This window comes from Streptomyces sp. NPDC048560 (assembly GCF_040650955.1).
Taxonomy (GTDB): Bacteria; Actinomycetota; Actinomycetes; order Streptomycetales; family Streptomycetaceae; genus Streptomyces.
Genome location: NZ_JBEZIJ010000004.1, coordinates 496,103 through 502,167, shown reverse-complemented (window position 1 = coordinate 502,167; position 6,065 = coordinate 496,103). Strand labels below are relative to the sequence as shown.

5 protein-coding genes and 1 rRNA gene are annotated in these 6,065 nt (G+C 71.0%); 4 read left to right on the top strand and 2 right to left on the bottom strand.

What is annotated here, in order from left to right:
• Positions 1-92 (top strand): 5S ribosomal RNA (rrf, locus tag AB0C82_RS15035); the annotation flags it as partial.
• 29 nt (positions 93-121) lie between these two features.
• Here rrf and AB0C82_RS15030 read toward each other — a convergent pair.
• A complete protein-coding gene (locus AB0C82_RS15030; RefSeq protein WP_362840954.1) occupies positions 122-1,756 on the bottom strand; it encodes a hypothetical protein in 1,635 nt (544 codons plus the stop codon).
• A gap of 30 nt (positions 1,757-1,786) precedes the next feature.
• On the opposite strand from AB0C82_RS15030, the gene AB0C82_RS15025 reads away from it, so the two are divergent.
• Positions 1,787-2,533 carry a hypothetical protein gene (locus AB0C82_RS15025; protein WP_362841034.1) on the top strand — a complete coding sequence of 249 codons (747 nt, stop codon included), beginning with the start codon at positions 1,787-1,789 and terminating at the stop codon, positions 2,531-2,533.
• A 68-nt stretch (positions 2,534-2,601) separates the two neighbouring features.
• On the opposite strand, the gene AB0C82_RS15020 is transcribed toward AB0C82_RS15025, so the two are convergent.
• Complete coding sequence (locus AB0C82_RS15020; protein ID WP_362840951.1) at positions 2,602-3,879, bottom strand: DUF1015 domain-containing protein; 1,278 nt, start codon at positions 3,877-3,879, stop codon at positions 2,602-2,604.
• Positions 3,880-3,950: 71 nt separating this feature from the next.
• On the opposite strand from AB0C82_RS15020, the gene AB0C82_RS15015 reads away from it, so the two are divergent.
• Positions 3,951-4,979: an HAD hydrolase-like protein gene (locus tag AB0C82_RS15015; protein ID WP_362840949.1), complete on the top strand. Its 1,029-nt coding sequence runs from the start codon at positions 3,951-3,953 to the stop codon at positions 4,977-4,979.
• Positions 4,980-5,136: 157 nt separating this feature from the next.
• Positions 5,137-5,940, top strand: a complete 804-nt coding sequence (locus AB0C82_RS15010) for an ABC transporter ATP-binding protein (RefSeq protein ID WP_362840948.1) — start codon at positions 5,137-5,139, stop codon at positions 5,938-5,940.
• Positions 5,941-6,065 lie beyond the last annotated feature (125 nt).

Here is a 6,065-nt window from a genome sequence, read left to right as displayed (position 1 = left end):
CGCCCGGTTACATTCCGAACCCGGAAGCTAAGCCTTTCAGCGCCGATGGTACTGCAGGGGGGACCCTGTGGGAGAGTAGGACGCCGCCGAACAATCTTTCAAGGACCCTTGGTCCCAGCGTTCATGCTGGGACCAAGGGTCCTTTTTTGTTTTCTCGAAGCGCGTCGGCCGGCTGGCTGAGCGAGAATGTCTGTGGTACCCGATGACAGGAGTCACACCCATGTCCACCAACTCTCCCGACGATCGTCCGGAGCGCGAGCCGCGTCGCCGGGACGGCGGTGACAAGGGCGGCTTCCGTAGTGGTCGTGACGACCGGTCCAGCGCACCCCGCCGTGACAACGACCGTGGCGGGTTCCGACGTGACGACAATCGGCCCACAGGTGGCAGTTCCGGCGGTGGTTTCCGCCGCGATGACCGTGCCCCGCGTCGTGATGACAGCCGGCCGACCGGTGGCAGCTCCGGCGGTGGCTTCCGCCGCGACGACAACCGTGGCGGTGGCAGTTCCGGCGGTGGTTTCCGCCGCGATGACCGTGCCCCGCGTCGTGAAGACAGCCGGCCGACCGGTGGCAGTTCCGGTGGTGGCTTCCGTCGCGATGACAACCGTGGTGGCGGCAGCACCGGCGGTGGTTTCCGCCGCGACGACCGCGCCCCGCGTCGTGAAGACGACCGTGGCGGCCGCCCGAGCGGTGGCTTCGAGCGTCGTGATGACCGGCCGCGTGGCCCCCGTCGTGATGACGACCGCCCCAGCAGCGGTTTCCGTCGCGACGACAGCCGTGGCGGTGGCAGCACCGGTGGCGGTTTCCGTCGCGATGACAGCCGTGGCGGTGGCAGCACCGGTGGTGGTTTCCGTCGCGATGACAGCCGTGGCGGTGGCAGCACCGGTGGTGGTTTCCGTCGCGATGACAGCCGTGGTGGCGGCGGCACCGGTGGTGGTTTCCGTCGTGATGACCGTGCCCCGCGTCGTGATGACAGCCGGCCGACCGGTGGCAGCTCCGGTGGTGGTTTCCGTCGCGATGACAGCCGTGGTGGCGGCGGCACCGGTGGTGGTTTCCGTCGTGATGACCGTGCCCCGCGTCGTGATGACGACCGTGGCGGCCGCCCGAGCGGTGGCTTCGAGCGTCGCGATGACCGGCCGCGTGGCCCCCGTCGCGATGACGACCGCCCCAGCAGCGGTTTCCGTCGCGACGACAGCCGTGGTGGCGGCAGCACCGGTGGTGGTTTCCGTCGTGATGACCGTGCCCCGCGTCGTGATGACAGCCGGCCGACCGGTGGCAGCTCCGGTGGTGGCTTCCGTCGCGATGACAACCGTGGTGGCGGCAGCACCGGTGGTGGTTTCCGCCGCGACGACCGCGCCCCGCGTCGTGATGACGACCGTGGCGGCCGCCCGAGCGGTGGCTTCGAGCGTCGTGATGACCGTGCTCCGCGTCGTGAAGACGACCGTGGCGGCCGCCCGAGCGGTGGCTTCGAGCGTCGTGATGACCGGCCGCGTGGCCCCCGTCGTGATGACGACCGCCCCAGCAGCGGTTTCCGCCGCGACGACAGCCGTGGTGGCGGCAGCACCGGCGGTGGCTTCCGTCGCGACGACAACCGTGGTGGCGACCGCGACCGTGGGCCGCGTCGTGATGACGACCGCGGTGGATACCGCGGTGGTCAGCGCGACGACCGCGGCGGTCGTTCCGGTGGGTACGAGCGGCGTGACGACCGGGATCGCGAGCCGATCAAGCGGCTTCCCATCCCCGACGACGTCACCGGCCACGAGATCGACAAGGACGTGCGTCAGGAGCTGCTGAGCCTGCCGAAGACGCTCGCCGAGGACGTCGCGCGCAACCTCGTCATGGTGGCCAACCTGCTCGACGAGGACCCCGAGCAGGCGTACGCGTACTCGCGTATCGCGCTGCGGCTGGCCTCGCGTGTGGCCGCGGTGCGTGAGGCCGCCGGTTTCGCCGCGTACGCCACGCAGAGGTACGCCGAGGCGCTGGCCGAGTTCCGTGCGTCCCGTCGGATGACCGGTTCCGTGGAGCTGTGGCCCGTCATGGCCGACTGCGAGCGTGGCCTCGGCAGGCCCGAGCGCGCGATGGACATGGCAGGCGAGCCCGAGGTGCAGAAGCTCGACAAGGCCGGACAGGTCGAGATGCGTCTCGTGGCCGCCGGAGCCCGCAGGGACATGGGGCAGATCGATGCCGCCATCGTCACGCTGCAGGGCCCCGAGCTGGCGTCGAGCGCCGTGCACTCCTGGACCCCGCGCCTGCGTTACGCGTACGCGGACGCGCTGCTGGAGGCCGGTCGCGAGGACGAGGCGCGCGAGTGGTTCGGCAAGGCGCTGGAGGCCGACAAGGACGGTTCGACCGACGCGTCGGACCGGCTGGCCGAGCTGGACGGTGTCGAGTTCGTCGACGCACTCGGTGAGGGCGATGACGAGACCGTCGAGGTCGTGGACGCCGAGGAGCCCGAGGCCGAGGACGACGAGCACGACGCCCTCGATGAGGACGACGAGGACGACGACGAGGACTCGGACGAGGCCCCGAAGGCGTAAGCATCGGTGAAGTGAGGAGGGCGGCACCCCGGAAGGGGTGCCGCCCTCTTCTGTCTGCCGTGGCGCGGTCAGTCCAGGCCGAGGCTGCGCAGCACGATGCCGGTGGCCGGCTTGGGGCCGAACGAGGTCGACTTGCGAGGCATGGTGACGCCCTGCCTGGCCAGATCGCGGACGACCTCTTCCCGTACCGGATGGAGCAGTACGGCGGTGGCGCCGTTGCGTTCGGCCTGTTCGACGGCGGCCGCGGTGTCGTGGATGTACGCGATGTGTTCCGGGGCGTCCGGGATCTCCCAGACGTGGTCGAGCAGGGTGGAGTGCAGGACCGTCGCGTCGAGCGTCCGCCAGGCCTCCGGCCGGTCCGCCGGCACCGTGCGGGCCAGCAGGGCCTCGTCCGGGTGGTCGACCAGGTGGAAGCGTCCGTCGCCCGCGAGCAGGAACGCGTTGCCTGCGGTCCTGGCCTCGGCGAGGACGTCCAGCGCGTGGGGGAGCGGGCCGTCGATGTGCCGGACGCGGAAGAGGCCGTCCAGGGCGGCGAGCGCGTCGGCGACCGGGAGCCTGTGCAACAGGCGGTGGATCGCGCGTACCCGGAGCGGATAGCGGGCCGTGTCCACGAGGAGCACAAGGCCGAAGTCCCAGGGCCCGGGGCGTGTCTGCTCCTGCTGGAGCCTGAGGTACGTCGCCCACCGGTGGTGGCCGTCGGCGATCAGTGCCTGGTGGTGGGAGAGATCCGACTCGATCTCGTCCCTTTCCGCGGGATCGGTGACGGCCCAGAGGCGGTGGCTGAATCCGTCCTCGGTCGTCGTGGCGAGGAGCGGCGGGCGGGCCACCACTCGTTCGATCACCGCCGTCGCACCGGTGCGCCGTCCGTCGCTGCGGTAGGTGAGCAGCAGCGGCTCCAGATGGGCCGCCGTGGTGCGCATCAGGTCGGCCCGGTCCTCGACGACATGGGCCATGACGTCCTCGTGCGGGAGGACGATGCCGTCGGCGGCGGGCGAGAGCGCCAGAGCGCCGATCAGGCCGCGCTGCAGGATCTCGCTGTCGCGCTGCTCGTACACGTACAGCGCGGGGGCCGGGTCCGGCGCGAGTACGCCTTCCGCGAGCCAGTCGTCGAGCGTCTCTGCGGCCTGTTCGTGGCGCGCCGTGGCCGAGTCGGCCTGCGGGAGGATCAGCCGCACGATGTTGTACGGGTCCGCGGACTCCAGGTGGTGGAGCCCGTCGGGCCTGACGACGACGTCGTACGGCGGTGAGGTCACCGCGGCAAGGCTGCCGACCCGCTCGGGGACGTAACGAAGTCCACGGAACGGGATCAGACGCAGCCCCTGTTCGGCGGGACCTGATGTGTTCATTTCTGCATCGTATGTGCGCTCCGCACATGCGCGATGATCGGGGGATAGGCATGAATGAGGAGCGTAGGTATATGAGCCAGCAGTACACGTTGCGACCGCTCGGAAGCAGTGCGGCGCTGAACGAGGCGTACGACACGGCCCTGCTCGATCTCGACGGGGTGGTGTACGCCGGCGGCCACGCCATCGTCCACGCCGTCGACTCCCTGCGCACCGCGCGGGACGGCGGGATGCATCTCGCCTATGTGACGAACAACGCGCTGCGGACGCCGGACGCGGTGGCGGAGCACCTGACCGAACTGGGTGTGCCCGCCGCGGCCGCCGATGTGATCACGTCCGCGCAGGCGGTGGCCCGGCTGATGGCGGATCAGCTGCCGTCCGGTGCGCGGGTGCTGGTGATCGGCGGGGAAGGGCTGCGGGTCGCGCTGCGCGAACGTGGCCTGGTGCCGGTGGAGTCGGCGGACGACGAGCCCGTGGCGGTTGCGCAGGGGTACGGCGGCCCTGACATGCCCTGGGGCCGTCTGGCGGAGGCGAGCTACGCCGTCGCGCGCGGACTGCCGTGGTTCGCGTCCAACACCGACCTGACGATTCCGAGCGCCCGTGGCATCGCGCCCGGCAACGGCGCGGCCGTGGAGGTCGTGCGGATCGCCACGGGTGCCGAGCCGCAGGTCGCCGGGAAGCCGTTGCCGCCCATGCACCGGGAGACCGTGCTGCGGACCGGGGCCGAGCGGCCGCTCGTCGTCGGGGACCGGCTCGACACGGACATCGAGGGGGCGTTCAACGGGGGCGTCGACTCGCTGCTCGTGCTCACCGGGGTGACGGACGCCGCCCAGCTCCTGGCCGCCGAACCGCGCCACCGGCCCACGTACGTGGACCGGGACCTGCGGGGGATGCTCACCGGGCAGCCCGAGGTGACGGCGGACGGCGACGCGGTGCGCTGCGGTGGCTGGAGTGCCTCCGTGCGGGAGGACGAGCTGGTGCTGGACGGCGAGGGCGACGAGATCGACGGGCTCCGGGCGCTCTGCGGGGCGGCCTGGACGCACGCTGGTCAGGGTTCGTGCGGCCTGGACGCGGGGAAGGTGCTCGCGATGCTGGGGCTGTAGGGCCCGGGGAGCCCGGCCGGGGGCCCGTGACCGGGGGAACCCTCAGGGGCAACAGGGTAGGCTAACCTAACTTTTTGTTGGCTGACATGGCTCCCCACCGGCCACGGGGCCGGTCGCCCCGCACCAGACGCGCCCCACCGACTCCGGGAGTACGACCATGCAGCGCCTCACCGCAGACTCGGTGACCCTCGGCTACGACCAGCGCGTCATCGCCGAGGACCTCTCGGTCGAGATACCGGACAACTCCTTCACGGTGATCGTCGGTCCCAACGCCTGCGGGAAGTCGACCCTGCTGCGTGCGCTGTCCCGGATGCTGAAGCCGAGCCGGGGACAGGTGCTCCTGGACGGGCAGTCGATTCACGCCATGCCCGCCAAGAAGGTCGCGAAGCTGCTCGGGCTGCTGCCCCAGACGTCGATTGCGCCGGACGGCATCACCGTCTCCGACCTCGTCGGGCGCGGTCGCTATCCCCACCAGGGCTTGCTGCGGCAGTGGTCGCCCGAGGACGAGCGCGTCGTCGTGGAGTCCATGGAGTCCACGGGCGTCGGCGAGCTGGCCGGTCGCTATGTCGACGAACTGTCCGGCGGGCAGCGTCAGCGTGTCTGGATCGCGATGGCGCTCGCCCAGCAGACGCCGCTGCTGCTGCTGGACGAGCCGACGACCTATCTCGACATCCAGCACCAGATCGACGTGCTCGACCTCTGTGCGGAACTGCACGAGTCCCGGGGGCGCACGCTCGTCGCCGTCCTGCACGACCTGAACCACGCCGCGCGGTACGCCACTCACCTCATCGCGATGCGCGAGGGCAGGGTCGTCGCCGAAGGGCCGCCCGCCGAGATCGTCACGGCGGAACTCGTCGAGGAGGTCTTCGGGATGCGCTGCCAGGTCATCGACGACCCCGAGACGGGCACCCCCTTGGTGGTTCCGGCCGCGCGGAAGGCGCGAGCAGGGCTCAAGGCCTGAGCGGGCGTCCTTGAGGGCTGTCCCGTAACCCCTGGCGGGCGCACGACCACAGCTACGGCACCTCGCCACGTCGTCGGAACGCCCGGATACATCCAGTATGCGGACGTCCCTCCGCCTTGCGATGC